Here is a 26,069-nt window from a genome sequence, read left to right as displayed (position 1 = left end):
CGCATGAGTCAGTTTTTAATTAATATTTTGTTCGTTGGTGCGTCATTTGTACTTTACTTCGGTATTGCCATTTGGGCTCGTGCTGGATCAACTAAAGAGTTTTATGTCGCTGGTGGTGGTGTCCATCCTATCGTAAATGGTATGGCTACCGGTGCTGACTGGATGAGTGCCGCATCCTTCATCTCAATGGCAGGCTTGCTCGCTGCTGGTGGTTATGGTGCATCTACTTACCTAATGGGTTGGACGGGCGGCTATGTACTACTTGCTCTGCTACTGGCACCTTATTTACGTAAATTTGGTAAATTCACAGTACCTGACTTTATTGGCGATCGATTCTACTCGAAAACCGCAGCGCTTGTTGCAGTTGTATGTTTGATTGTGGCATCTACTACATATGTTATAGGTCAAATGACGGGAGCAGGCGTTGCTTTCTCACGCTTTTTAGAAGTTGACAATACCACCGGCCTGATTATTGCTGCCGTTGTTGTATTTTTCTATGCAGTACTGGGTGGTATGAAAGGTATTACCTATACACAGGTCGCACAGTATGTGGTACTAATTATTGCTTATACTGTCCCTGCTGTATTCATATCCCTTGAGTTAACCGGCAATCCGATTCCAGGTTTAGGTATGTTCTCAACGCATACTGAATCAGGGCTTCCTTTACTGGCTAAGCTTGATCAAGTCGTTCAAGAATTAGGTTTCACAGCTTATACGGCTGACGTTCCTAATAAATTAAACATGGTTCTGTTTACCTTATCTCTAATGATTGGTACAGCTGGTCTGCCTCACGTTATCATCCGTTTCTTCACTGTCCCTAAAGTAGCTGACGCTCGTTGGTCTGCAGGTTGGGCACTCGTGTTTATTGCCCTATTATACTTTACTGCACCAGCTGTAGGGTCTATGGCTCGTTTAAACCTTATCGATACGGTCTATCCTAACGGTACTGCTGAAGCGCCACTTCCCTATGACCAGCGTCCAAGCTGGATGCAAACTTGGGAAGAGACGGGTCTAATTAAGTACAACGACTTTAACGGCGATGGCCGTATTCAGATGTATAACGATGGTGGACTTCGTGAAGCACAGTTGGCGTTGGCTGCTGCTGAAACTGATGGTGGCGATGTTGCTGCTGCTCAAGCCGCTGTTGAAGCTGCTAAAGTTGCTCAAGGCGAAATACTTGATGGTAAGTTTAATAATGCTGGATGGGAAGGAAATGAGCTTGATGTAAACAAAGACATCATGGTACTTGCTAATCCAGAAATTGCACAGCTTCCACCATGGGTTATCGGCCTTATTGCAGCGGGTGGTCTTGCCGCAGCGTTATCTACCGCAGCAGGTCTATTACTGGCAATATCTTCAGCCATTAGTCATGATTTAATTAAGCGTAATCTTAATCCTAACATCTCAGATAAAGGCGAGTTATTGGCTGCGCGTATCTCGATGGCCGTGGCCATTGTTATCGCAACGTATCTTGGCTTAAATCCACCAGGTTTCGCGGCTCAGGTTGTTGCTTTAGCCTTTGGTATCGCAGGTGCATCACTATTCCCAGCCTTAATGATGGGTATATTTTCAAAGCGTATCAACAGCATTGGGGCTATCGCAGGTATGCTCGCTGGTTTAATTACTACCCTTGTTTACATCTTTGTATTCAAAGGCTGGTTCTTTGTCAGTGGCACAGCGAACTTCCCTGATACTGCTGAATACTGGTTATTAGGTATCTCGCCACTATCATTTGGTGCTATTGGAGCATTGATTAACTTTGTGATAGCATTTGCTGTATCTTCAGTGACTGCGCCTCCTCCTGCTCATATTCAAGAGCTCGTGGAAAGCGTGCGTACGCCTCATGGTGCTGGCGGTGCGGTTGATCACTAACCGTTAAGTTATTCACAGTTTGTTTATTAATGAATAAGCCAGAAATTCTGGCTTATTTTTTTTCAAACCTAGGCTCTATTGAATAGACTCAACTTTCGAGTAAATAAACCTCACTCATGTATAGCCGCTAAAAACTTAAGTGAGGTTTGTTTTATTCAAAATCAGGATAAGTTATCAAATAACGACATTTTAAGGCCTAGTGCAATAGGTGTACTATAATTGGCATAAATAAAAGCTAGGATGGACCCACATGATTTATGAGTTTATAGCAACCATCAGTGCAGGTTTTGCTATGGCAGGACTGGCTTTAATTATTCGTCACTTGAGTAAACTGGCGGGTATGACTACCCCAAGATGGTTGATCCCCGTTTTTGCTGGTTTAGGGATGTTAGGCTTTCAAATTCATCAGGAATATAACTGGCAAGAGCAACAGACTAACAGACTGCCCGAACAAGTGACTGTCGTAAAAATGGTAAAAGGCAGTGAATGGTTTCGCCCGTGGAGTTATATAAAACCTCAGACTATACGTTTTATGGCAGTAAATAACGGTCAGAATGTGAGTAATGAATTTAACAACATACCTGAACTTGCCTCTGATAGCATCAAACGAGTCAATATTTATCTATTTGAGAGACGACTCAGTACTAAAATCGTTCCACAGCTTATTAACTGCTCCAAGCAACAACATGCCGATTTAATCGGCATTAGTGAAACATCGTCTAAGCAAGCAATAGCAGCAGATAATACAAATAACACTTCCGAACCGCAACAAGCACAAATCGCTAAAGACAAGCTGGTTTGGATGCCGTTAGAGACTCAAGATGAATTATACAAAGCTGTTTGCACTGATTAACTTATAATCGGCGCACTTATAAAACGCTACGGTTTTGACCTCGTTTGCTGGACAAAAGCACCATCCAAACTCGGTTGCCTTGTAACGACTTTAAAGCTCTCTGACTATAGCTTATTGAACAGTAAGTCTGGAACGATTGTTTTCAACCGTTTTTTTGCCAATTCCTTTTACCTTAGTCAGCTCATCCACACGTCTAAAGTAGCCTAGCCCCTCTCGGTAAAGAATGATATCTTTAGCCTTGCTACTGCCAATACCTTTTAGAGTCGTCAATTCACTTTCAGTGGCGGTATTAATATTAATCATAAACACCGCTGCGTCTTTACTGTATTTTTTATCACTCTGCTCTTCGCCTATCAGATAGTTATAGGCTGCTTTGGCGTCATTAAAGCATTGCTGGGCATGTACGGGCTGCATGACCAAACTTTGTAATAACAGAATGATAAAAATACCTGACCTATTCATATTTTTTCGCCAAGTCCCACAAGGCATCCATGTCATCTAAAGTGCTTTGTTCTGGTGTTAATCCCCGCTTCGCAAGCTCTGCTTCAATATAACCAAAGCGAGATTTAAATTTATGCACGCAGGTTAGTGTTGCCGCCTCAGCATCTAGGTTTAACTTTCGAGCCACATTAACCAGCCCAAAAAAACAGTCGCCCATTTCCTTTTCTAGTTCGATATGCAGTTTGTCTTCTTGTTCTGTACTCCTTGCCTCATCTTTTTGTTTGATGGCCACTTTTAATTCCGCTATCTCTTCTTCTAGTTTTTCTAAGGCGCCCTCAACCCCTCCCCAATCAAAGCCCATCTTACTAGCCGCTTTCTGGATGCTTTGCGACTGCATGAGCGCGGAACCGCCTTTTACTTTGTCTAAGCGACGTTTGGGCTTGCCTCGGCTTTCTCGTTCAGCATCCTCCTCGGCCTTAATCTCGTCCCAACGTTGTTTAGCCGCCTGTTCATCAGCTAGCTTATCGGATTCAAACACGTGAGGATGGCGCCTTATCAATTTTTTTTGCAACAGATTAACCACATCGCCTAAATCAAATAGGCCTTGTTCTGCATAGAGTTGACAGTGGAATACCACCTGTAGTAGCACATCGCCAAGCTCGCCTTTAATGTCTTCAATATCACCAGACTGCACTGCCTCAGCTAGCTCATACGATTCTTCGATGGCATAAGGGATTAAGCTATAATTGGTCTGCTTCATATCCCAAGGACAATCAGCTCTTAACCTTGCCATAAGGGCTAATAAATCATTTAAATCATTAGTGGGTCTTGGCTTACCTTGTACAGGTTTCGGCACAGTAACCTTATGCGGCTCTTGCGATTCGTATGATTTGTCTAAATATTGTTTGTGAATATCTGACATTTACCCCTCCCTTTTATCATTTAGATATTGTCAAAGTAGTCTAAAGTAGCCGCAAGGCAATTAGCCTAGCCAGTAACGGGCTTAATTATTCAAGCAACCACAGCCACCAAGATTAACCTTGTCACTGTTTTAAATTACCTTAACTATAAGTGATTTTGCAGATCAATTTATTGCTTTTTTGATCTACAACCTGAGCTGTTATTAATTTGTCATGGTTAATGTGTATCATTTTGAGACTTATAGGCGCGACGTGCATCATTTGAATCAGATTGAATACATGGAATAAGAAGATAACTATGACAGATATTAAAAACCCTAACTTAAAGCCGCAATCAGATTCTCAATTAAATCCGCAACCTTCGTTATCACGCATTGTGATCATTGGAGCCGGCTACGTTGGATTATCAAACGCTATATTATTAGCGCAATCTAGCCTTAATACCCATGTTACCTTATTCGATATAGACACTCATAAAGTTAACTTACTCCAACAGCGTCAATCCCCCTTAAAAGATAACGACATTTGCAATTTTTTAGCAAATAAGCAGCTGAATCTCAATGTGACGAATGATGCCTCAAAAATCTATACAAACTGTGATTTAGTCATCATTGCAACGCCCACAAATTATGATGTCGCTTCAGGCGAGTTTGATACCAGCTCAGTGCAAGCTAGCATTAAAGCGGTTAGAGAACAAAACAGCAGTGTGCCAATCGTCATTAAATCAACCATTCCAATTGGCTTTACTCAAACTATGCATCAGCAGTTTGACAACAATATTATGTTTATGCCAGAGTTTCTGCGTGAAGGTCAGGCGTTGTACGATAACCTGCATCCTTCTCGTATCATATTAGGCTGCACCCCTGAACAAAAAAACGACGCTACCGCCTTGATGAAACTTTACCAACAAGCCAGTCAAGAGGAAACTATTGAGCAGTTGTTAATGACCCCTACTGAAGCAGAAGCAGTTAAGTTGTTTGCCAATAGCTATCTGGCAACTCGCATTGCCTTTTTTAATGAACTCGATAGCTTTGCAGAAAAGTACAACTTAGATAGCCAGTCTATCATCACAGGGGTAGGACTTGATCCACGCATTGGCCAACATTATAACAACCCCTCTTTTGGTTATGGGGGTTATTGCCTACCTAAAGACACTCAGCAGCTAAAAGCAAACTATAAAGGGATTCCGGCCAATCTAATCCACGCTATTATTGATGCAAACAATACGCGCAAACGCTTTATTGCTCGGCAAATTATTGATAAAAACCCAAATAGCGTCGGTATCTATCGACTGAGCATGAAAAAAGATGCTGATAATTTCCGAGATTCTGCCGTCCTTGATATTCTGCAAATTCTAAAACAACACGGTATTACCATCTCAGTTTATGAGCCTGCATTAAAAGAAGCCAGCTTTGAAGATTGCGGTATAGATAACAATTTGACAACTTTCAAACAAAACAACGACTTAATTATTGCAAACCGTTGGCATGATGAATTAACCGATGTGAAAGATAAGGTTTATAGTCGAGATATCTTTGGGGTCAGTTAAACTAACGCTAAACTGTTAGAATAAGACTTCTATAGTATATTTATGACATCACAACATTAATAACTTCACAACTAGAGCCTAATAGGATTGCAACGATGACAACCGTATTTCCGCCCAAACCAATTACCTCTTTTAAAGCGTACGACATTCGCGGTCAGCTTGGGGTCAACCTTGATGAAGACATCGCCTACCGCATTGGTAGAGCATTTGCCCAGATTCTGGCTAACCAGCGAACCGCTAACCAAGTTGCTGATACGATTAAAAATGCCATTGTTATCGGCTGTGACATTCGAGACTCTAGCGAAGCCCTTAAAAAAGCAGCCACACAAGGTATCTTAGATGCAGGCGTAGACGTTATCGACCTAGGCATGGCCGGTACAGAAGAAGTTTATTTTGCAACCAGCCATTACGATACATTAGGGGGTATTGAAGTAACAGCCAGTCATAATCCCATTAATTACAATGGATTAAAACTGGTGCGTGAAGGCTCAAGACCCATTAGTGCTGACTCAGGACTCGCAGAGATTCAAGCGGCTGCTGAACGAGGTCATTTCGCTGAAACAAGTACTCAAGGCAACCTCATCTCTAAGCTTGATAAAACTGCCTATATCGACCATTTAATGAGTTTTATAGACACCAACAAGCTTACACCGTTAAAAGTTGTCATCAATTCTGGCAATGGTAGCGCTGGTCCCGTTGTTGACTTGATAGAACAACGATTGGCAGCTTGCGGCGCACCCATTACACTCATTAAAGTGCATCACACACCTGACGGAGGCTTTCCAAACGGCATACCAAACCCAATGATTTTGGCAAATCGTCAATCAACCAAACAAGCCATCATCCACCATCAAGCTGATCTCGGTATCGCCTTTGATGGCGACTTTGATCGCTGCTTTTTGTTTGATGCTCGAGGAGAGTTTGTTGAAGGCAGCTATGTCGTTGGTATGCTGGCACAAGCATTTTTACAAAAGCATCAGGGCGCAAGTATTGTTTATGACCCTCGTGTCCTCTACAACACTGAAGCCATTATTCAAGAAGCTGGTGGACAAGCCATTATCAGTAAGTCGGGGCACTCGTTTATCAAACAAGTTATGCGTGAATCAGGCGCTATCTATGGCGGAGAGATGAGCGCACACCACTACTTTCGTGACTTCTTTTACTGCGACAGCGGCATGATACCTTGGCTGCTAACCATTGAACTGCTATCAACAACCGGAAAATCTCTTGGTCAGCTTGTCGATGAGCGTATCAGCGCCTATCCTAGCTCAGGCGAGATTAATTTTAGATTGACCGATGTGAGTAGTGGCGACATTATCAACCGTATTGAAAACCAATATGCCCATGCCGCACCAAGTACAAACACACTCGATGGACTCAGTCTCGACTTTGGAGAATGGCGTTTCAACTTGCGTGCCTCTAATACCGAACCCCTCATTCGACTTAATATTGAAACTAAAGGGGATGAGGCGTTACTAGAAGACAAAATCACAGAGATAAAAGAATGGTTAGAGGGTCAAGGCGCTGTATTGGCCTAACGTTCAATATTAATACCAACAAAACATAAAAAAGTCAAAAACAAAAATGAGCCTCAACATCGGAGACTCATTAAAAGGGAGAAATATGCAGTGGATGGGTAGTATCTCTTTCGACACTATGGCCGTGCCTCGTCCCTCAGCGAAAAGCAAAAGCCTGAGTTTAGCTGTAGACTTAGGCTTTAGCCCAACTGGCGACTCACTTACCTCGCCCAATCCCAGTATAGCTCCCTACCAACGCCTTTATCTCTGCTTTGCTAAACGCATTTTGCGCATCGAAAACGGGCAATACAACCTCATTTATTGCGGCAATTGGTAGGTGTTGAGCATTAGACCATGCCATCAAAAATAACGCATCGACTTCGTTCAACTTATCTGTTGGCTTATCAATAAACTCTAGTAAAGGCTGATCTGGATACAATCCAATCAACTCAATTTGAGCCTCAGCCGCATAGACATAAGTGGTTATATTGTAAGACCAAAGTAAACGCAATAGAGGGTGGATAGCAGAAGATGAGGTACGCCCTGAACCTGACTTATAACTCGCACCCCAAATACACACTGATTTCCCCTCTATCATGCCATCAAAGTATTGCCAAAACTTGCGGAATATCAGCTCTTTCTGATCATCGTTGATGTCTTGCACAGTTTGCATTAATCGATGCTCTACTTGCGTGCTCGCTAATGTATTTGTTAATGCCGATAGTTCAGCGGGTAACGTATGGCCACCAAATCCCCACCCTGCTTTAAGATAGCTTTTACCAATACGCGGGTCTAAACCCATGATTGTGGCTACTTCTGTAATGTCAACGCCTTGGTAATCTGCCAGTCTCGACCACTCATTCATAAAGCTGACACGAGTGGCCAGCATACTCATTATGGCACTACGAGCAAACTCAATGGTCGCAATATCTGATATGAAGCTCTGGTTGGCTTGGGATATGAAGGGCTGTAACGTCTGGATCTTATCTAAAGAGTCTGGCGTTTTTTCTCCCATCAACCATAGCATCGGAGTAAGCATAGAGTCATACGTACGCCCGTCTTGCATAAACACAAAAGGAACGTAATATACCCAAGGTCTTTTACACTGCTGAGCAATATTATCAAAGACACCAAGCGTAGAAATGCCGCTTAAAACCACGGGTATTTGTGCAGATACTTGGCTTTGATTTAGCTTGGTTACCCAATCGGGTTGCTCATCTTTTTGTGCCTGCCAGTGATTGGGCAACTCAGGGTAAAATAGCCAAAATAAACTGGGTGTCGTATCTTGTGTGAAATTCTGACTAAACAGCATAGAGGCATCTTCAGGTATTGCGCTTACTATTAGCTTTTGTTGACTCATATAAAGTTGCCAAAGCGCTTGCTGCTGATGCTCAAAAGTGTAATTTGTTAACGTGCGCGCCAATCCTGTCTCGTCAGCATATAAACTAACGGCATGACCCATACTCACTAACACAGTAGCTGTCGTGATAGCATAAATTGAGTGCCCCACAATTACGCAGCGTGATTTAGATGTAGATGGAGGAGATAAAGGTTTCAGTAACTTATTCTGTGCGACAGACATAGACTCTATACCTTTTTTTATTTCGTATATTTGCTTTTATTGAAATGCTATAAAGTTACATAATTGAATGTTCAACATACCCTAATGCGTGCTGACGCCATCGTTAGTCATTAGTATAATTAGCGTTTATTCGGTTAAGTAATGCCTCAGTAGAGCCATCAAATACAGCTGCGCCTTCCAAGTTATCCTGATTATTCATAGCCACATCCATATTTGCACTATTTTTAGTTTTTGCACTATTTTTATCAGATAAATTGTTATCAGATAAATTTAAATGAGCAAACACCTCATTAGCGACTTGCTTGCCCATCTCTACACCCCATTGGTCAAAAGGGTTAATATTCCACATACTGGCCATGACAAATACTTTATGCTCGTACAAAGCAATCAATGCACCAAAGCTTTTTGGTGTCAGCTCATCTAACAGTAACGTCGTTGAAGGCTGATTACCTCTATAGCGTTTAAACTTATCAAGAGGAGTCTCTAAAGTTGGCTCCAATGTTGATACCGCCTGATTACCAAAAGCAAGCACACGACTTTGCGCCAAACAATTGGCCAATGATAATGCATGCTGATGCTTTAGCTCACCTGTATCCGACGCTTCGTAATATTTTATACAGGCAATAAAATCACACGATACTTTTTGCGTACCTTGATGCAGTAATTGATAAAAAGCATGCTGAGCATTTGAACCAATCTCTCCCCATAATATAGGACATGTTGGGTAAGAAACAGGTTGCCCATCTTGAGTAACTGACTTACCGTTGCTCTCCATTTCTAACTGAGTAAGATAGCTTGGCAAATACTTTAAGCGCCCATCATACGGCAGTACGGTATGGGCATTAATACCTAAAAAGGTGCTATTCCAAACTCCAATCAACCCCAGTAGTACCGGCAAGTTATCCTCAAAACTTGTCCTTCTAAAGTGCTCATCCATCTCATGCGCACCCGCCAGCATGTCATGGAATTTATCCATCCCAATACGCACTGCAATGGCAAGTCCAATGGCCGACCACATAGAAAAACGTCCCCCTACCCATTCCCATAAGCGTAGCTGATGATCCTCAGGAATCCCCCAAGCAGTGACCTTATCCAAATTAGCCGAGATGCCAATAAAATGACGACGTAGAATTGTCGTCTGACTCACACCAGTTGATAACAACCATGCTTTTGCTGTTTGTGCATTAGATAAGGTGTCAACTGTGCCAAACGATTTGGAAGAAATGATAAATAGTGTGGTTTGTGGGTTTAAAAGCTCAAGAAGGCTACCAAGTTGTGTGCCATCCATGTTCGACACAAAATGCACTCGAATACGACTATCACTCCATTCATCTAGGGCAGCTGTCGCCATGACAGGTCCAAGATCTGACCCACCGACACCGATATTCACAACATCTGTAATCGCCTTGCCAGAATAGCCACGCCATAATCCATTCCGGATACGTGACACTATGCGTGCCGCTTTTGCTAGGCTGTGATGAACGTCAGCGACAATATCTTGGCCATCGACCTGCAACTCTGCATGCTTAGGTAAGCGTAGAGCTGTATGCAACGCCGCTCGATTTTCGCTTCTATTTATCTTATCCCCTTTGAATAATGTCTCAATTTTAGCTTTTAACTCACAGGCATTGGCAAGGTCGATTAAGCCAGACTTAACATCGCTATTAATACACTGCTTAGAGTAATCAAAAAAAATACCTTGTGCAGATATACTAAACTGCTGAACACGATTGTTATCTTGGTTAAACAGCTCAACAAGCGACCATGACCGATCGCCTAACTCAACCAATTTTTGCCACTCTGGCAACTGATTAGGTAATTGATTAAGCGGTGTCTTAACAGAATTTTTAAACTGAGTCTCCATTATTTTGACACCGAAATACTGACACTTTCGCTGTTATCTTGGTCTTGAGCCAATTGCTGCTGTGCAAAATAGATGAATGCCTGCATATAGCTGGTCATATCGCCCGCGTCAAAGCTCTCTCCACGCATGGTGGTAACCTTAACCCCTTCAGTACTAATTAATGCATCAATGGCATCGGTTAACTGTATCTCTCCACCCACTGAGGCTTTGGTTTTAGCTAAGTAATCGAAAATACTGGCACTAAACACATAGCGTCCAACTACCGCTAAGTTAGAGGGGGCTTCTTCTAGGCTCGGCTTTTCTACAAAACCTGCCACACCAAAGCTGGCATTTTCGTCTTTATTAATACGTGCTAAATGATCAGCCTCTTTTAGCTTGGCAATGCCATATTTATGAACCTCACTATCTGCCACTTCATTCACTAAGATTTGTGAGTGATTTGAATTATCATACTCACGCATCATAAATGCTAAATTATCTTGTTGCATATCTGTGGTAAAAGGATTTAACACCACATCTGGCAATAATACGGCAAAAGGGTTATTACCTACAATAGGGCGTGCTTGCAGTACGGCATGACCAAGCCCTAGCGGTCTACCTTGACGTATCATAGAGATTGAAACATCATCGGGCAACCAGTTTAGACTATCCGCCAATGCCTCTTTTCCTTTAGATCTAAGCTGGTTATCAAGTTCAGCATTCACATCAAAATAATTCTCAATCGCACTTTTTTGCGCATGACCGACTAGCACGATATGTTTAATTCCGGCAGCAATGGCTTCTTCTACCACATAATGAATTGCCGGACGGTTACCAAGCGGTAATAACTCTTTTGGAATAGATTTTGAAAGGGGCAGCATACGAGTGCCAAACCCTGCAACTGGTATGACGGCGTAGGTAACTGACTGCCTAATTGATGGCATCTTACAAGTTGTCATATTTCTCTACCAAGTTTTCGACTTATTTGTTTATTTAGGTTCAATTAGCGTATCATAACTATATTTTTTGATTGTTACAGCTAGGACAATACTTAAACAATCCTGTATACATATTTTAATTAATCCCTTTGCTTCTTGAAAACAAATGATAGAAAGTTAAATTTAGGATAGGGTCTTACTTATATTAGATTTGTAGTGAAGTAATATATAAAAAGAACAGGTGTATCTTTTTCGATGGTCAGACACTCTATAAATAAAGAGTTTAATTGGTTACCAAAGTATTGAATACTAGGACCTTTCTTAATTAGGACTATGAGGATAAAAAAAGATAGGTTGAGACTAAACACAAGTCATTACGAAGAGAATATTAGCATATAATCAGATAAAGTTTGACAAAAATATAGGGTTTGTTGATTTATACAGTATATATTTATGTTAGTGAAGATATGCCCCAGTATAAATATAAAATTATCATTTCCTTGCTAAGAATTTATTACTTTTGTAGCTGGAACAAAAACTCACATATTTTAAAATCAATTTTGTCATCAATATCAAATGACCTCTCATAAGGCATAATGTATGCTTTGCACGGCTTAATAAAAATCTTTTTCTCTCTCATAAATTCTTTAGCAGAAAAAATATATATAGCACCATTTAAACTATATTCTTTAGCGAATTCTTGAGATCTTTTTGGTAGGTTTTCTAAGATATCTACAAAAGTATCTACATTATTGGACTCATTTCTAATAACGGTGGAATACTTTGTCGGATGATTTAACTCGCCAAAGGATACCACGCTGCCGAAGCCATCTTTTAAGAATAACTGATACGCATCATCTATATCTTGTGAGGTTCGCAGTGGCGAAGTTGGTTGCAAAAGCGTGATCCTCATACTCGCTAAGCTATTTTTATATAAACAATCAATAACGTGTTGTATCACATCTATCTGAGTAGATGTATCTGTTGCCAAGTAGCTTGGTCTTTTAATACAAATAACTTTATCTGCTGGAAAGCCTTGCTTTGAGATAATATCAATAATGTTATCTGAATCTGTACTAATAACAACTTGATCTATGTAACTCGAGTCTAGAGCTACGTTAATTGAATGAATAATTAAGGGTTTACCACAAAAGTCCAGAATATTCTTATTAGGTAAACGCTTGCTCCCACCTCGCGCTGGTATTATAGCAATGTTAGTTACAGTCATCATAGTTACCTAAAAAACCCCTGATTCAACATCTCTTTTCGCCCGTTCAAAATCAGCGATCCTACCTACATCTAACCAGTACTCATGGATAGGGAATGAACTGACTTTTTGCCCATTATCCATATGGCCTTGTAAGACTGTTGGTAAATCCACTCTTTGGCCAGAAGGTACAGATTGCACTATTTCAGGACCTAAAACATATATACCTGCATTCACAAAATTTCTATGTGTAGGTTTTTCGATCATAGACTGTATATAATACCCTTCAATATCGAGAACCCCAAAAGGGACATTATGCACATATTCCATCACACACATAGTAGCGATGGATTTACGCTCTTTATGAAAATCTATCAAGTTACCAAAATCTATTTTTGTCATAACGTCTCCGTTAATAACTATCATTGGTAATTCAATTTCATTTTTAGGTAATAACCCTAAAGCACCACCAGTACCCAAGGGTTTTTCTTCATGAATATAGCTAATTGAAACTCCCCATTTAGATCCATCGCCAAAATAATCACGCACTTGTTCAGCTAGATAGTGGGTAGAAAAATAGAATTTATGAAACCCGTTCTCGATAAACCTATTTAAAATATGTTCTAAAATAGGAATCCCGCCAATTTTTAACATAGGTTTTGGGCAATTATCAGTAAGCGGCCTTAATCTAGTACCAAATCCTCCAGCCATTATGAAAACTGGGTTGTGTCTTTTAGGGTTATGGTCTAAGTCATCATAAGTAAATACATCGACTAACTTATTATCAGAATCTATAATGGGTAAGTTTAAAATATGGTTATCATAAATAATTTTGCGTGCCCTATCAGCACTTGCATCCTTTTCATAACAGACAATTGGAGATTTGTTTGTAATTTTTATAACTTTCTCATCTAAAGAAAGATCTGCGAGTAAACCTCTTCTAACATCACCATCTGTTACTACTCCTATAAGCTTTTCACTATCATCAACTACAAATGCTATTTTGCAAGCATGCTCATTGATTACCCTAAGTGTATCTTTTATTGTTATATCCGGCGTTACAATCGCATCTTTCCACATAATAATTCCTTTTAATAAAATCTTAGGATCACGTTATTTTATATCGTAAAATTCTTTATCAGTTATAGAGGACCAATCGGTTTTTTTTAATCGATTCATGATTTTTGGTGTCGTCTTACCTTCTCCATAGGGGTTTACGACTTTTGATGCTTTTAATTGGCAGTCTTCAGATATAGCAGTTTTTAAAGCTTGAGTAATACTGTCAATAGCTACTGGACAATTAATAACTGAGTCTGCTTGAGTTCTGCCTTTTTGCCTATTCCCAATATTAACCGTGGGTCGTTTTAAAGACGGCGCTTCAATAATACCACTTGATGAGTTGCCTACTACAGCAATACAATATTTGACAGCGGATAAATATCTTAATTGTCCAAGAGAAGTAAAAAGCGCAATTCGCTCTGGGTATTGCTCTTGCCAGTATTTAAGTCTCTGATTTATCTGTCTTCCACCAACATCAGCATTTGAAAGGGTAATAATAGACTGAGTGTTTGGTATAGCCAGCAGTGATATAATCAGATTATCAATTTCTATATCTATATCTATATCTGAAGAACCAACAGTAGCAGGATGATAGGTCACTAAAAAATACGGTACAGATAAATCTGTCTCTAAAGATTTCGCTAACTCCTCATGAGTCAACAATTGCATATTTCTAATGTTATCTATTCCTATCGCACCAACACTTAACACCTGATCAGGGTCCTCTCCTAACTGTATTATTCTTTGGCGGTAGTCGTATGTAGAAGTAAAATGGAGGTGGCTTAATTTGGTAATTGCATGGCGGAAGTTATCATCTAATGCGCCCTGAGTTATTTCTCCTCCATGAATATGGACAATAGGAAGATTAAATAAATTAGCAATCGTAGCTACTCCTACCATTTCATATCTGTCACCCAAAACTACAATAAAGTCAGGCTTTAAAGATTCGAATGCATCTGCTAAACCAATGCACATTAAGCCCAAACTTTTAGATACTGCAACTGGAGTATCACTGCCTAATAACATTTCAACTTTATAATCAATGGTAAAGCCATCTTTCTCGATTACTTTCCAAGTCATTCCAAATTCATTAGATAAATGTGTTCCCGTTACTAACAACTGTAACTTGAATTGTTCTGAATGCTCCAGAGCCTCAATCAGAGGCTTTAATAACCCATATTCTGCCCTAGTTGCAGTAACTACACACGCTTTGATTACCATTCAATTTTTTCTCCTACAGTATAGTTTTTTGATGCCGTAGAGCCAACGACATCATACCAAAACATAGGAGATATACCATCTCCAGGTCGCTTAGCTGCTATCATATCCTCAACAATTACATCGCCTTTTTTTATGTCACTAACCGCGATAATACTTTTCCGCGCAATAGGTTTATTTTTCAGCTCAGAAGGTGAGGGCTTTTTAATTGTTTCTCCTAATGCAGCTTCAATATTTCGTATTGAATTAACCAGCAATTTAAGTTCATCTGGCTCTATTGAGGCTTTATGATCCGGACCTGGGAGCTTTTTGTCTAAAGTAAAATGTTTTTCTATGACTTTAGCACCCATTGCTACGGCGGCTATGGGAACCTCAACACCCTTAGTATGATCTGAATAGCCATAATCCGTTCCAAAAGCACTACCTAGGACAGGCATTGCCCTTAAATTCACGTCTTGCCACGGCGTTGGGTATTCAGTATTGCAATGCAAAATGCAAATTTCATTCCTTTTGCGACCCGCATCTAACAACACCTGTAAAGCTGCCTCAATTTCAGCAAGATTTGCCATGCCAGTTGATAATATAATTGGCTTATTAATCTTAGCAATTTCTTGCAAATATGGGAGATTAGTTATTTCTCCTGAAGGGATTTTCCAAACGCCTATATCTAGTTCTTTCAAAAACCGAATACTATGCATATCAAAAGCGGTTGAAAACAATAACAGCCCTTTTTTTTCTGCATATTCTTTCATCTGATACAATACAGAAGCAGGGAGTTCTAATTTTTTTAACATTTGATGTTGACTATCTGAATACCCTAAGTTGTTTTTCTGATAATCAGCCATTTTGGCTGATTTAGTAACTAATGAGTCTGCCTGAAACGTTTGAAACTTAACAGCATCAACCTTTGCATCAATAGCAGCATCAATTAACTCATAAGCTTTTTCAACTTTACCGTTATGATTAACCCCGGCTTCTGCAATAATAAAACACCTTTTAGCCCACATGCTAACCTTCCTTTTTTCTTGCAGGACTACCAAACCAGGTTCCTGCTTCACTAATATCTTTTGTTACTACAGATCCGGCACCAATCGTAGAATGAGCAGCTATTTCAACTCCCTGTAAGATAATTGACCCTGAGCCTATCATACAATTCTCTCCAACTTTGACACCACCATTTATTATTGCACCCGTTGAAACATGCGTATGGCTACCTATGAAGCTATCATGTTCTACTATAGCAGCCGTATTAACAATTACATTATCGCCTATTACCGCATTTGCATTAATACATGCTGATTCCAATATCACACTTCCTTTACCAATTTGGGCAAATGGAGATATACAGGCAGATTTAGCAATAACCGAATTTCTCACTGCCTCTTTAGCTAATAAGTTGTCATACAACTTTTTTCTTAACCGAGAATTAGCCTTTATCATACCTACCGTAACAATGCATGTAGCGTATGGATAATCTGACAGTAAACGCGGTATATCCTCGTCACCACCTAACACAGGAAAGCTTAATACTTCGCCTTCGATATTTCCATCAATAATTCCTACTACATTATTGCCAGATTTAATTATGGAGTTTATGCAGGAGCAGCAATGACCTCCTCCTCCCACAAGAATAAAGTCTATAGACTTATCAATTACTTGATTCATCATCATTGGCCTTCAACTACTACACTACTCGGTAAGTTAACTAATCTTTGGGCAAACCACCTGCTATTATCTAGGTTAGTTTTGATACAATCAGAATACATTGGTAAGTCGCTCATTAATTCCCATACTGGGCGTGTCATAACACCATTTTTATTTGTATACTCTAATAAGTTATCTCTTGCCGCCATATCTTCACAGACTATTGCATTTAACCAATAATTTGAACGTGCATATTCAGGTTCTTTAACAAATTCATATGGCGAGTTGCTAAATAATTGTGCATAGTCATTCGCAAGCGCTCTTTTGTTCTCAACAAACGTAGCAAGTTTTTCAAGTTGCGCACAGCCCAATGCAGCATTTAAATTTGGCAGTCTAAAGTTAAAACCCGCCTTATCATGAAAAAATTTGTATGGGTGGGGCTGTTTAGCGGTCGTGGTAATGTACTTTAAATCCTTACCATCTTCTTCTGAGCGGCATAAAACTGCCCCTCCTCCACCAGTCGTTATAATTTTATTACCATTAAAACTTAGTACCCCATAACGACCAAAAGTTCCAGTGTGCTGATCCTTATAATAGGATCCTAGTGACTCAGCGGCATCTTCGACTAAATTTAAATGCCATTTGTCACATATCTTAGAGATAGCATTAATTTCAACCGGATGCCCAAATGTATGCATTGGGACAACCGCCTTAATCTGCTGACCCGTTCCTTTTAAATAGCATTTTCCATCATCATTTAATATAGCATTGCTATCTAAGAACTTATCCAATGAATCAGGACACATACCCAATGTATCTTTTGAAACATCGACAAAAGCACATTTTGCATGTAATTGATTGACAGCATTAGCAGTCGCAACAAAGGTTAATGCTTGGGTAATCACAATATCATTAATGCCCACACCACAATGATAAAGCGCGGCGTATAGGGCACTCGTGCCATTTACTACTGCGATTACTTTGGTAGCATTTGTATAATCTTTGAGCCCATATTCAAATTCGTCTACATATTTGCCAACACTTGAAACAAATGTGCTTTTAATAGTATTTAAGACAAGCTCTTCTTCCCTATGATCAAATCTAGGCTCATGCAATGGAATAAATTCATTTGTTTTATAATGCTCTCTAACAAACCCAATAATATGATCCTGCATTACATTTTTCCATCTAAGTATTTGCCAGTTTCTTTATGACCGAACTCAGGCAACATGTAAAAGAATAACTTCACAATTTCATCTTTTGTCCAAGTGAGTGAAGATTGCATTCGATTAATTTCATTTGTGAAATGCTCGAGCTTATCTGTTAAATCCTTATTCACATTTGCAGTATTCTTGATGACACCTAGGTTATGAAAGGTGTTAAAGTCTAGAGCTTCTTTTTCTGTATAGAATTCTTCAAAATCTTTTTCGCCAGTCGTATCACTTTCAGTGAATAAGCAGGGCCAAGTATTGCCGTTTAACTGAGTATGGCTGCCAAAATAGTCTCTAGCCTCATCTTCAGATTTACATAGATGTGGCGTCAGACCTTTACTATGCAAATACTTAATTGCAATGTCAGAAAAGGTAATCAAATGAAGCTCTTCACTTAATTTTGGAAAGAAAATATCACCCTTTTTACCAAAAATACATGACATCAAACACAACTCACCGGACTCTTGAGGTGTTACAAAATAGCGTCTAATATCAGAAGGAGCAACAATAGGCTGATTTTTCTTGATTCTTTGATCAAAACCATGAAGTAGCGATCCATCACTGAAAGCAACATTTGCAAATCTAGCCGTTGAAATCTCAATCTGCTCTGAGTATTTCAACAAAAACATTTCCATAATGCGCTTACTAGCACCCATCATGTTAACTGGATTCGCAGCTTTATCCGTTGATACGCAAAAATACTTTTTAGTACCCTTTTTAATGGACTGCTTAATTGTTTTTTCAGTATTAAATATATTTACATTAATCATTCTCATTAGTGTGAAAGGATCTTTTTCACTACGCACATGTTTAAGAGCAGATAAATTTAAAACATAGTCGTATTTACCATCACTTTCTATAAAGGCATCGTACTCAAGCGAACCGATATCTAAAGCAAATGTTTGAAAGTCCCCATCGATATAGCCATAGCTACTACGTAAGTCTCTAACCAGCTCTACTAAATTATTTTCACTAATATCGACAACATGAAGTTTTTTTGGTTGTCTTTTAAAAATCTCTTTAGTCACTGCTTGACCGATTGATCCTGCGCCACCAATAACCAGAAATGTTGAATTATTAATCGTTGAGGTTAGTTCTGCTTCATTACCACTAATATCTTTATCGAAAAGCCTAGTTTGTCGTCCAATTAAATTCAAAATATTATTCATTACACATCCTATTTCATTATTGTTGATAAGCTGCTTTTAATAAAGCTGTCGAATACATCTGTATTAAAAGGTTTTTTGAACTGAGGATTTCTATCTAGATAGCTTTTTCTTGAACTTTGCAGTTCCCGCCAATTACTTTCATGATTCAATAAATCTAAAATAGTCTTTTCTAATTCTTCATGACAGGTAACGTTGAGAGCTATACCTTGATTAGACATGTTTATAGACTCATCTAAATCTCCAAACGCGGCAACAATCACATCTTTCCCATAGCAGGCTGCCTCTAATAAAACACTACTAAACATTCCTACCACTATTTTAGAACGTGCTAGCCATAAGTAGGTATCGCTCTCTTTGGAAAGTACTTTAACACGCTCTGAATCTGCAAACTCACTACGAACTTTATAATAAATTGGCAGTTCCTGATGAGGGTGTGGCTTAATAACAATTTTCAAGTCATGACTCTCTGCAATATTTTTAAGTGCTTCTATAACAGGCATCATTAAATCTTTTGTTGAATGTTGCATCGCAAATAAGATATCGTAAGTTTCAGCTTCATCTGCATACTCCTCCATCATTAATAGTCTATCAATAATATTGATAGATCCAATAGTATTTACCTTTCGTGACCCATAACCGAAATTTACCAAGATGTTTTTTTGACCTTCGTCAATAACTCCCATTTTATCAACTACAGGAGCAGAATAACGTTTAGACATAGAGATAATTTGAGGCTGTATACCAATGGTAGGTATGTTATTTTCTTGGCAGATAGAAGTAATAACTTTAGAAACAGTTGCTCTTTCCATTGAGGTGTAAAATATAGATACATTATTAACCATTCTAAGTACATCAACAGTCAAAGCAATCATAGGCTGTAGCGAACTACAGTATTTCACAATTCTGTTTTCTATAATAGTAAGTAACTCGATAGGAATCGATACCGAACTTCTCTCTAATACTAGCTCAGGCAAAATATTTGTGAATAAAGTACTATATTTCTCGTACTTATTACCGTATTTATTAATATAGTTATGTGTAGCTATATTATAAATCTTCGCCTTTGGATGGAAGGACTCTTCTAGAAAATCCTTTTTAAAGTCATTTACGATTGTTTCGTTTGTGAGAGCAGAGCTTACAAATACGATGTCACCCAGAAAGTTTTCATTAATAACATCCAAGATTCTCTTAGTAGCTGGAGAGTAAGCATAGTTATTATTCTGCGTATTTCCACAAACTAAAACACAATTTTCAGAAAGTGGCTTGCCGTGAAATTCTTTATCACTAATGTCATACCAATATTTTGCTGCTATTAATCTTGCTTCTGACAGACTACAACTAGATTTTAATTTTAAGTTACTTTTTTCTCTATCAAAAATTTCTCTAAACTTTTTACCCTTTACAGATAGAAAAACTTTATTTTCTTTTTCTTTTAATTTTGAGTGATATTGAATGCTGTCTATAATATCCTGATTAGTAATAGGATCTTCCAAGTATACCAATACACTATCAAAGTCTTTTACTACTTCTCTCATGCTTAAGAATCTTAAAATATCAAAGTAACAGTAATCTATTAATCCAAGTGCCAAGTAGTCTAATGTATCTCCATTTAAGAAATCTGCAAAAGTCTCATTTAATACCTCTTTTAAGCTTTCCGCCATATTGTTAGCTATGCTAACAGTTTCAGACTCCATATGAGACAGCGGAACACTGTAGCGTTTGTGAATAGAAGTTATATCCACCTTTTTATCTTCATCCATAATTCTCGATGCACTGACCATAGCTTCATTATTTGATAGCTTTTCTCTAGTAGTCAATAAACTAACTTTCATATTACTTGATAAGGCAATTGACTCAGCAACATTTAAGGAGTCAATGGAATCAGATATCAAAGCAATATTATTAAAATTTAAATTTGTAATAAGTCTATTATCTACCCTCATTTTAGTATGAAGATTATAGAAAGTCAGATAATCAAATTTACTATCAGACTGGGCAAGCCGTTTTCCATGCTTATTATTAACTATATATTGAATAGTATTCTGCAAGGTACTCTTTGATAGAGCATCAAAACTGCGGTATCTTGGATACAAAATATACGCAGCTGCAAAAACTTGAACTAAGCTTAGCTTTCTTTTTCTTCTCGGTATCACATACCTATCATCTGTCAGTCCCCATCCACTATAAAATGGAGCACCTATAGTAGTAACAGGTATACCATGTAACAATGCTTCAAAACCGGCTAATGAAGTCATTGTATATACCCTATCTACCTGATTTAATGCATCCATTAAAGTCATCTCTACATGTATGACATCAATAAAATCACTCAATTCAGTAATATCTGATAGCTCTTTACGTTTACCATACAAAATATCAGGATGTTTTTTATAGATAATTTGAGCATCTGGATTTTCTTGCACAGCAACTTTAAGCAAATCTAAATTTGTTGGAATATTTTTACATCCATATATTAATGACTGATCATCTTCAACTTGGCCTATTACTAGAATTCTAGGCTTGGCTTTAGGACCATAGATATTATCCGATATAGTTGTATCAGGAAGGTTGTATTTACTTATATTATTTAATCTAACTTGTTCCATTAGTTCTTGAGCTTTGAGTATCAGCTCATTGTCTTTATGAAAGTCATATGTGTTGAGTAATATTTCCAAATCTGAAGGTTTATTTGCATCAAAATATATACCTGCTTTATCTAAACATATCGACATAGGTGCAATATGGTTAGCGCCTAGTCCTATTGACCTAATAAATCCATCCTCAATATGATAAATTGGCAACTCATTCCTGCAACTAAAATCTCTAATATGTGCAAGAACAGATCTTCCCCACACAATTATTACAACATTTGCAAGTCCAACCAGACTCTGATACTTATCTAAACTGTCATTTAAACCAACAAAAATTAATTTATAATCTGACAGATAGCTTCTTATATAACCTCTCTTCCAAGGAGCAACATTGAAAACTAAAGCAAATGGAGCTCTTGGATTTAACGCATAATGTGTAGTTATTTGCGCTTTGTTTCTAATATTCCTACTTAACTTTATTGCATCTATCTGTGCTTCTATAAGACTATTAGCAATATGTGTAGCATTGATTGACTTTTTAATTTTTTTAACTTTGTTAAAGATTTTCTCTTTCATAAAAGCAATTACCATTTCAAATAAAAAACACCCCATTATAGGGGTGTTATGTTTACAGTATCAAGGAAATTTAACATCTTATCAATAAAACTCTACAGCTCGTCAGATTATAGCTAGATAGTTATGCCTACCAACCAGTAACTTCTTTAACCATTTCACCAATTTTAGAGGGATCACGGGTATAAGCAATACCTGCATCTTCAAATGCTTTAAACTTCTCTTCTGCAGTCCCTTTACCGCCCGAAATGATGGCACCAGCATGCCCCATACGTTTACCTTTAGGGGCTGTAACCCCAGCAATATAGCCGATAACAGGTTTTGTCACATGATCTTTGATGTAAGCAGCAGCGGCTTCTTCAGCGGTACCGCCGATTTCACCAATAAGCACGATAGCTTCAGTCTGTGGGTCATCTTGGAACATTTTCAAGCAATCGATTTGGTTCATGCCTGGAATAGGGTCGCCACCAATACCGATACACGTCGACTGACCGAAGCCAAGCTTAGTGGTTTGTGCAACCGCCTCATAGGTTAGTGTACCAGAGCGTGAGATGATACCCACTTTACCGGGCTGATGAATATGACCTGGCATGATACCAATTTTACATTCGCCTGGTGTGATAACGCCTGGGCAGTTTGGACCGACCATTTTTACATCACCTGCTTGCTCGATGTAACGCTTCGCTTTAAGCATGTCTAAAGTAGGTACACCTTCAGTAATAACAACGATCAGCTTGACACCTGAATCTACTGCTTCGACAATTGAATCTAGTACAAATGGCGCTGGCACATATATGACAGAAGCGTCCGCATTCGTCGCTTCCATAGCTTCTTTCATCGTATTGAAAACAGGCAAACCTAAGTGAGTTTGGCCGCCTTTACCAGGTGTTACCCCACCAACAACTTTAGTACCATATTCAATAGCTTGTTTAGAATGGAAAGTACCATTGTTGCCCGTAAAACCTTGCACCAATACTTTGGTGTCTTTATTGATTAATACACTCATTATATACTCCTGATTATGATCACTTATTTAGTCAACAATGTTGGTTCCAACCGCAGAAACAATCTTTTGCGCAGCGTCTGATAAACCTTGAGCTGAAGTCAGCTTAACATCAGACTCTTCTAGTAACTGGGCACCTTTTTCAGCGTTATTACCTTCTAAGCGAACTACAACAGGCACGGTAACATTGACTTCTTTCACAGCAGCAATAATGGCTTCTGCAATCATGTCGCAGCGCACAATCCCACCAAAGATGTTAATTAACACACCTTCAACACTGTCATCCTCTAAAATGATTTTAAACGCTTCAACAACACGGTCTTTAGTTGCCCCGCCGCCAACATCTAAGAAGTTGGCTGGTTTACCGCCATATAGTTTAATGATATCCATTGTGGCCATAGCAAGACCCGCACCATTAACCATACATCCAATATTACCTTCAAGGGCAACATAGTTTAGATCAAACTCAGCAGCTTTTAACTCACGCTCATTTTCTTGCGAAGGGTCATGCAACTCAGCAATTTTTGGTTGACGGAACAGGGCATTTGAATCAACACCAATCTTTCCATCAACACACGCTAACTCACCGTTTTCACGCACAGCTAATGGATTAATCTCAATCATTTCGAAGTCATTTTCTACAAATGCTTTATATGCACCGGTCATAAGCTTGACAAACTGACTCACTTGCTTACCTTCTAAACCCAGTTTAAAAGCAACTTCTCGGGCTTGATAAGGCATCAATCCGACTAATGGATCAACGGTAATATTAAAGATTTTCTCAGGCGTTTCAGCGGCTACTTTCTCAATTTCAACCCCACCTTCTGTGGATGCCATGAAAGTGACACGGCGGGTTGCACGATCAACTACTGCGCCAAGATAAAGCTCCGTGCGTACTGGATACATGTCTTCAGCAACCAAGACGAAGTTGACTGGTTGACCATCGCTATCGGTTTGATACGTTACTAAATTTTTACCAATCAGCTCTTCTGCTACCGCTTTAGCTTCTTCACGAGTCTTAACCAGCTTAACCCCGCCAGCCTTACCGCGGCCACCAGCGTGAACCTGAGCTTTAATGACTGCGATATCCGTTGGGTTCTTATCAAATGCAGCAGCAGCTTCATCTCCATTATAAGCAATGGTTCCTTTTTGGATAGGCAAGCCATAGCTGGCTAGTAGTTCTTTTGCTTGATATTCATGTAAATTCATGAAGTTTCCCCTTTTAGGTTAGTCCAGATCACAAAATGACCCTGATTAAGATGTTGTCGTTTTTATCCTATTAAACCAAGGTCTTTGTAATGCGTATGGCATATAAAAACAACGAAAATAGTTAAACTCTATTTACTCTACTATTTTTAAAGTACTGTCTATTTTAATGTGCTATTTACGTTTTTTACGTTGGATAGCATGAATAGCGCGGCCATCCGCAGAAAGAGCGGCTTCATGTACAGCTTCGCTAATCGTTGGATGAGCAAACGTCATGAGTTGTAAGTCTTCAATACTAGATACAAACTCCATCGCAATCATACCCTGATGAACAATATCACCGGCACCAGCAGAAATAGCGTGCATACCTAGCAGGCGGTCAGTTTTAGCGTCAGCCACTACTTTGATTGAACCTTGACCTTCGCCTTGCGCTAAAGCACGACCATTAGCTGCTAAGTTAAATGAACCAGTCTTAACGTCATAGCCCTGATCCTTAGCCTCTTGCTCAGTCAAACCAACCCATGCAATTTCGGGATGAGTATAGATAACATTGATAATGGTGTCATAGTTAACTTGCGCTTTTTCGCCATGAATGCGCTCAACTGCCATCATACCCTCTTCCATAGCTTTATGAGCCAGCATTGGACCACGCACTAAGTCGCCAATGGCATATACGCCATCAAGGTTAGTTTTACATTGCTCATTAACCTCAACCAACCCACGTTCTGTTAACTTGATACCGCAGTCTTCAGCTAATAATTTTTCAGAATAGGCACGGCGACCGACACAAACGATTAGCTTATCAAAGATCTCCTCAGAAGATTCGCCACCTTTTTCACTGGTAACCATGACTTGACCATCTTTTACTTCAGCATTGGTTACTTTGGTATCCACACGAATATCTAGACCTTGCTTTTTAAGTAGCTTACCCGCTTCTTTAGAGATGTCTTTGTCAGCGGCAGCTAGAAACTCAGGTAGGGCTTCATAAATAACCACTTCTGAACCTAAACGACGCCACACAGAACCAAGCTCAAGACCGATAACACCCGCACCAATCACACCCAAGCGCTTAGGTACTTCAGTAAAGTCTAAGGCACCCGTTGAATCAACAATAATGCCTTCTTCGTTATTAACTGGCGCAACTGGAATATCAATTGGCACTGAACCGGCTGCTAAAATAACGTTTTTAGCCGTAATGGTCGTTTCAGACTCATCTTCAAGTGCGGTAAATTTAACTTTTTTCTCATCGCCTTTACCATCAACTAAAGTACCCCAGCCTTGTAACCAATCGACGCCATTGCCTTTAAGCAACATCGCAACACCGCCGGTTAATTGCTTAACAATGCTTTCTTTACGTTCAATCATTTTGGCAACATCAATCTTTACATCGCCAGTAGTGATGCCATGGTCTTCTAACTCATGCTTGGTTGCTTCATAGCGATGCGATGAGTCAAGCAATGCTTTTGATGGGATACAACCAACGTTTAAACAAGTACCGCCTAATGCAGGCTCGCCTTTATAAACACGTTTTTCGATACATGCAACAGTCATACCCAGTTGACCTGCACGAATGGCCGCTTCGTAACCGCCTGGACCACCACCTATCACGACTAAATCATAATTATTTTTCATTTTTTATTCCGTTAGTTAAATAATGTCAAGTGTCATTGTTT

20 protein-coding genes are annotated in these 26,069 nt (G+C 39.2%); 4 read left to right on the top strand and 16 right to left on the bottom strand.

From position 1 onward, the window contains the following. Positions 1-3 precede the first annotated feature (3 nt). A complete protein-coding gene (locus tag AC2SLN_RS13115; protein ID WP_486549029.1) occupies positions 4-1,872 on the top strand; it encodes a sodium:solute symporter family protein in 1,869 nt (622 codons plus the stop codon). Positions 1,873-2,122: 250 nt separating this feature from the next. Further along, positions 2,123-2,725: a hypothetical protein gene (locus tag AC2SLN_RS13110; protein ID WP_486549030.1), complete on the top strand. Its 603-nt coding sequence runs from the start codon at positions 2,123-2,125 to the stop codon at positions 2,723-2,725. Positions 2,726-2,836: 111 nt separating this feature from the next. Here the strand turns inward: AC2SLN_RS13110 and AC2SLN_RS13105 are convergent, their stop codons facing one another. Both AC2SLN_RS13105 and mazG read right to left on the bottom strand, forming a co-directional pair. After that, a complete protein-coding gene (locus tag AC2SLN_RS13105) occupies positions 2,837-3,187 on the bottom strand; it encodes a ComEA family DNA-binding protein (RefSeq protein WP_486549031.1) in 351 nt (116 codons plus the stop codon). Further along, the gene (gene mazG / locus AC2SLN_RS13100) at positions 3,180-4,088 is read right to left on the bottom strand and encodes a nucleoside triphosphate pyrophosphohydrolase (RefSeq protein WP_486549033.1); all 909 of its coding nucleotides are present in this window, start codon (positions 4,086-4,088) and stop codon (positions 3,180-3,182) included. Before mazG ends, AC2SLN_RS13105 begins: the two co-directional genes overlap by 8 nt. Before the next feature lie 296 nt (positions 4,089-4,384). On the opposite strand from mazG, the gene AC2SLN_RS13095 reads away from it, so the two are divergent. Together AC2SLN_RS13095 and AC2SLN_RS13090 are read left to right on the top strand one after the other, a co-directional pair. Next, entirely contained in the window at positions 4,385-5,635 is a 1,251-nt protein-coding gene (locus AC2SLN_RS13095) for a nucleotide sugar dehydrogenase (RefSeq protein WP_486549034.1), read from the top strand. Positions 5,636-5,730: 95 nt separating this feature from the next. Next, complete coding sequence (locus AC2SLN_RS13090) at positions 5,731-7,173, top strand: phosphohexomutase domain-containing protein (protein ID WP_486549035.1); 1,443 nt, start codon at positions 5,731-5,733, stop codon at positions 7,171-7,173. Positions 7,174-7,369: 196 nt separating this feature from the next. On the opposite strand, the gene AC2SLN_RS13085 is transcribed toward AC2SLN_RS13090, so the two are convergent. The 14 genes from AC2SLN_RS13085 to lpdA form a co-directional block, all read right to left on the bottom strand. After that, positions 7,370-8,734, bottom strand: coding sequence for a UDP-glucose/GDP-mannose dehydrogenase family protein (locus AC2SLN_RS13085; RefSeq protein WP_486549036.1), 1,365 nt, complete (start codon positions 8,732-8,734; stop codon positions 7,370-7,372). 103 nt (positions 8,735-8,837) lie between these two features. Continuing rightward, positions 8,838-10,598 carry a glucose-6-phosphate isomerase gene (gene pgi / locus AC2SLN_RS13080; RefSeq protein WP_486549037.1) on the bottom strand — a complete coding sequence of 587 codons (1,761 nt, stop codon included), beginning with the start codon at positions 10,596-10,598 and terminating at the stop codon, positions 8,838-8,840. Beyond that, positions 10,598-11,536: a UTP--glucose-1-phosphate uridylyltransferase gene (locus tag AC2SLN_RS13075; protein WP_486549038.1), complete on the bottom strand. Its 939-nt coding sequence runs from the start codon at positions 11,534-11,536 to the stop codon at positions 10,598-10,600. Before AC2SLN_RS13075 ends, pgi begins: the two co-directional genes overlap by 1 nt. 493 nt (positions 11,537-12,029) lie before the next feature. Then, positions 12,030-12,743, bottom strand: coding sequence for an acylneuraminate cytidylyltransferase family protein (locus AC2SLN_RS13070; protein ID WP_486549039.1), 714 nt, complete (start codon positions 12,741-12,743; stop codon positions 12,030-12,032). Positions 12,744-12,752: 9 nt separating this feature from the next. Beyond that, a complete protein-coding gene (locus AC2SLN_RS13065; protein ID WP_486549041.1) occupies positions 12,753-13,802 on the bottom strand; it encodes a nucleotidyltransferase family protein in 1,050 nt (349 codons plus the stop codon). 33 nt (positions 13,803-13,835) lie between these two features. Then, the gene (neuC, locus tag AC2SLN_RS13060) at positions 13,836-15,002 is read right to left on the bottom strand and encodes a UDP-N-acetylglucosamine 2-epimerase (RefSeq protein WP_486549042.1); all 1,167 of its coding nucleotides are present in this window, start codon (positions 15,000-15,002) and stop codon (positions 13,836-13,838) included. After that, the gene (neuB, locus tag AC2SLN_RS13055; protein ID WP_486549043.1) at positions 14,996-16,006 is read right to left on the bottom strand and encodes an N-acetylneuraminate synthase; all 1,011 of its coding nucleotides are present in this window, start codon (positions 16,004-16,006) and stop codon (positions 14,996-14,998) included. Before neuB ends, neuC begins: the two co-directional genes overlap by 7 nt. A 1-nt stretch (position 16,007) precedes the next feature. Then, entirely contained in the window at positions 16,008-16,664 is a 657-nt protein-coding gene (locus AC2SLN_RS13050) for an acetyltransferase (RefSeq protein ID WP_486549044.1), read from the bottom strand. 2 nt (positions 16,665-16,666) lie between these two features. After that, entirely contained in the window at positions 16,667-17,818 is a 1,152-nt protein-coding gene (locus tag AC2SLN_RS13045) for a LegC family aminotransferase (protein ID WP_486549045.1), read from the bottom strand. Continuing rightward, the gene (locus AC2SLN_RS13040) at positions 17,818-19,023 is read right to left on the bottom strand and encodes a UDP-N-acetylglucosamine 4,6-dehydratase (RefSeq protein WP_486549046.1); all 1,206 of its coding nucleotides are present in this window, start codon (positions 19,021-19,023) and stop codon (positions 17,818-17,820) included. Before AC2SLN_RS13040 ends, AC2SLN_RS13045 begins: the two co-directional genes overlap by 1 nt. 8 nt (positions 19,024-19,031) lie before the next feature. Next, complete coding sequence (locus tag AC2SLN_RS13035) at positions 19,032-22,190, bottom strand: capsular polysaccharide export protein, LipB/KpsS family (RefSeq protein WP_486549047.1); 3,159 nt, start codon at positions 22,188-22,190, stop codon at positions 19,032-19,034. A gap of 127 nt (positions 22,191-22,317) precedes the next feature. Next, a complete protein-coding gene (gene sucD / locus AC2SLN_RS13030; RefSeq protein WP_486530444.1) occupies positions 22,318-23,193 on the bottom strand; it encodes a succinate--CoA ligase subunit alpha in 876 nt (291 codons plus the stop codon). Positions 23,194-23,220: 27 nt separating this feature from the next. Next, positions 23,221-24,399, bottom strand: a complete 1,179-nt coding sequence (sucC, locus tag AC2SLN_RS13025) for an ADP-forming succinate--CoA ligase subunit beta (RefSeq protein ID WP_486549048.1) — start codon at positions 24,397-24,399, stop codon at positions 23,221-23,223. A 171-nt stretch (positions 24,400-24,570) separates the two neighbouring features. Beyond that, the gene (lpdA, locus tag AC2SLN_RS13020) at positions 24,571-26,028 is read right to left on the bottom strand and encodes a dihydrolipoyl dehydrogenase (RefSeq protein WP_486549049.1); all 1,458 of its coding nucleotides are present in this window, start codon (positions 26,026-26,028) and stop codon (positions 24,571-24,573) included. Between the last annotated feature and the right edge of the window lie 41 nt (positions 26,029-26,069).

Source organism: Psychrobacter sp. CX90, assembly GCF_057396305.2.
The sequence above is the reverse complement of the archived record's forward strand: the minus strand, read 5'-3'. Positions and strand labels throughout refer to the sequence as shown.

Coding starts and splice junctions, on each gene's coding strand:
- sucC (WP_486549048.1), bottom strand. CDS start 24,399: ATGAATTTACATGAATATCAAGCAAAAGAACTACTAGCCAGCTATGGC.
- AC2SLN_RS13115 (WP_486549029.1), top strand. CDS start 4: ATGAGTCAGTTTTTAATTAATATTTTGTTCGTTGGTGCGTCATTTGTA.
- AC2SLN_RS13040 (WP_486549046.1), bottom strand. CDS start 19,023: ATGAATAATATTTTGAATTTAATTGGACGACAAACTAGGCTTTTCGAT.
- AC2SLN_RS13110 (WP_486549030.1), top strand. CDS start 2,123: ATGATTTATGAGTTTATAGCAACCATCAGTGCAGGTTTTGCTATGGCA.
- AC2SLN_RS13075 (WP_486549038.1), bottom strand. CDS start 11,536: ATGACAACTTGTAAGATGCCATCAATTAGGCAGTCAGTTACCTACGCC.
- AC2SLN_RS13070 (WP_486549039.1), bottom strand. CDS start 12,743: ATGACTGTAACTAACATTGCTATAATACCAGCGCGAGGTGGGAGCAAG.
- AC2SLN_RS13035 (WP_486549047.1), bottom strand. CDS start 22,190: ATGAAAGAGAAAATCTTTAACAAAGTTAAAAAAATTAAAAAGTCAATC.
- AC2SLN_RS13085 (WP_486549036.1), bottom strand. CDS start 8,734: ATGTCTGTCGCACAGAATAAGTTACTGAAACCTTTATCTCCTCCATCT.
- neuC (WP_486549042.1), bottom strand. CDS start 15,002: ATGGTAATCAAAGCGTGTGTAGTTACTGCAACTAGGGCAGAATATGGG.
- lpdA (WP_486549049.1), bottom strand. CDS start 26,028: ATGAAAAATAATTATGATTTAGTCGTGATAGGTGGTGGTCCAGGCGGT.
- AC2SLN_RS13095 (WP_486549034.1), top strand. CDS start 4,385: ATGACAGATATTAAAAACCCTAACTTAAAGCCGCAATCAGATTCTCAA.
- AC2SLN_RS13050 (WP_486549044.1), bottom strand. CDS start 16,664: ATGAATCAAGTAATTGATAAGTCTATAGACTTTATTCTTGTGGGAGGA.
- AC2SLN_RS13045 (WP_486549045.1), bottom strand. CDS start 17,818: ATGCAGGATCATATTATTGGGTTTGTTAGAGAGCATTATAAAACAAAT.
- AC2SLN_RS13105 (WP_486549031.1), bottom strand. CDS start 3,187: ATGAATAGGTCAGGTATTTTTATCATTCTGTTATTACAAAGTTTGGTC.
- pgi (WP_486549037.1), bottom strand. CDS start 10,598: ATGGAGACTCAGTTTAAAAATTCTGTTAAGACACCGCTTAATCAATTA.
- AC2SLN_RS13065 (WP_486549041.1), bottom strand. CDS start 13,802: ATGTGGAAAGATGCGATTGTAACGCCGGATATAACAATAAAAGATACA.
- mazG (WP_486549033.1), bottom strand. CDS start 4,088: ATGTCAGATATTCACAAACAATATTTAGACAAATCATACGAATCGCAA.
- neuB (WP_486549043.1), bottom strand. CDS start 16,006: ATGTGGGCTAAAAGGTGTTTTATTATTGCAGAAGCCGGGGTTAATCAT.
- sucD (WP_486530444.1), bottom strand. CDS start 23,193: ATGAGTGTATTAATCAATAAAGACACCAAAGTATTGGTGCAAGGTTTT.
- AC2SLN_RS13090 (WP_486549035.1), top strand. CDS start 5,731: ATGACAACCGTATTTCCGCCCAAACCAATTACCTCTTTTAAAGCGTAC.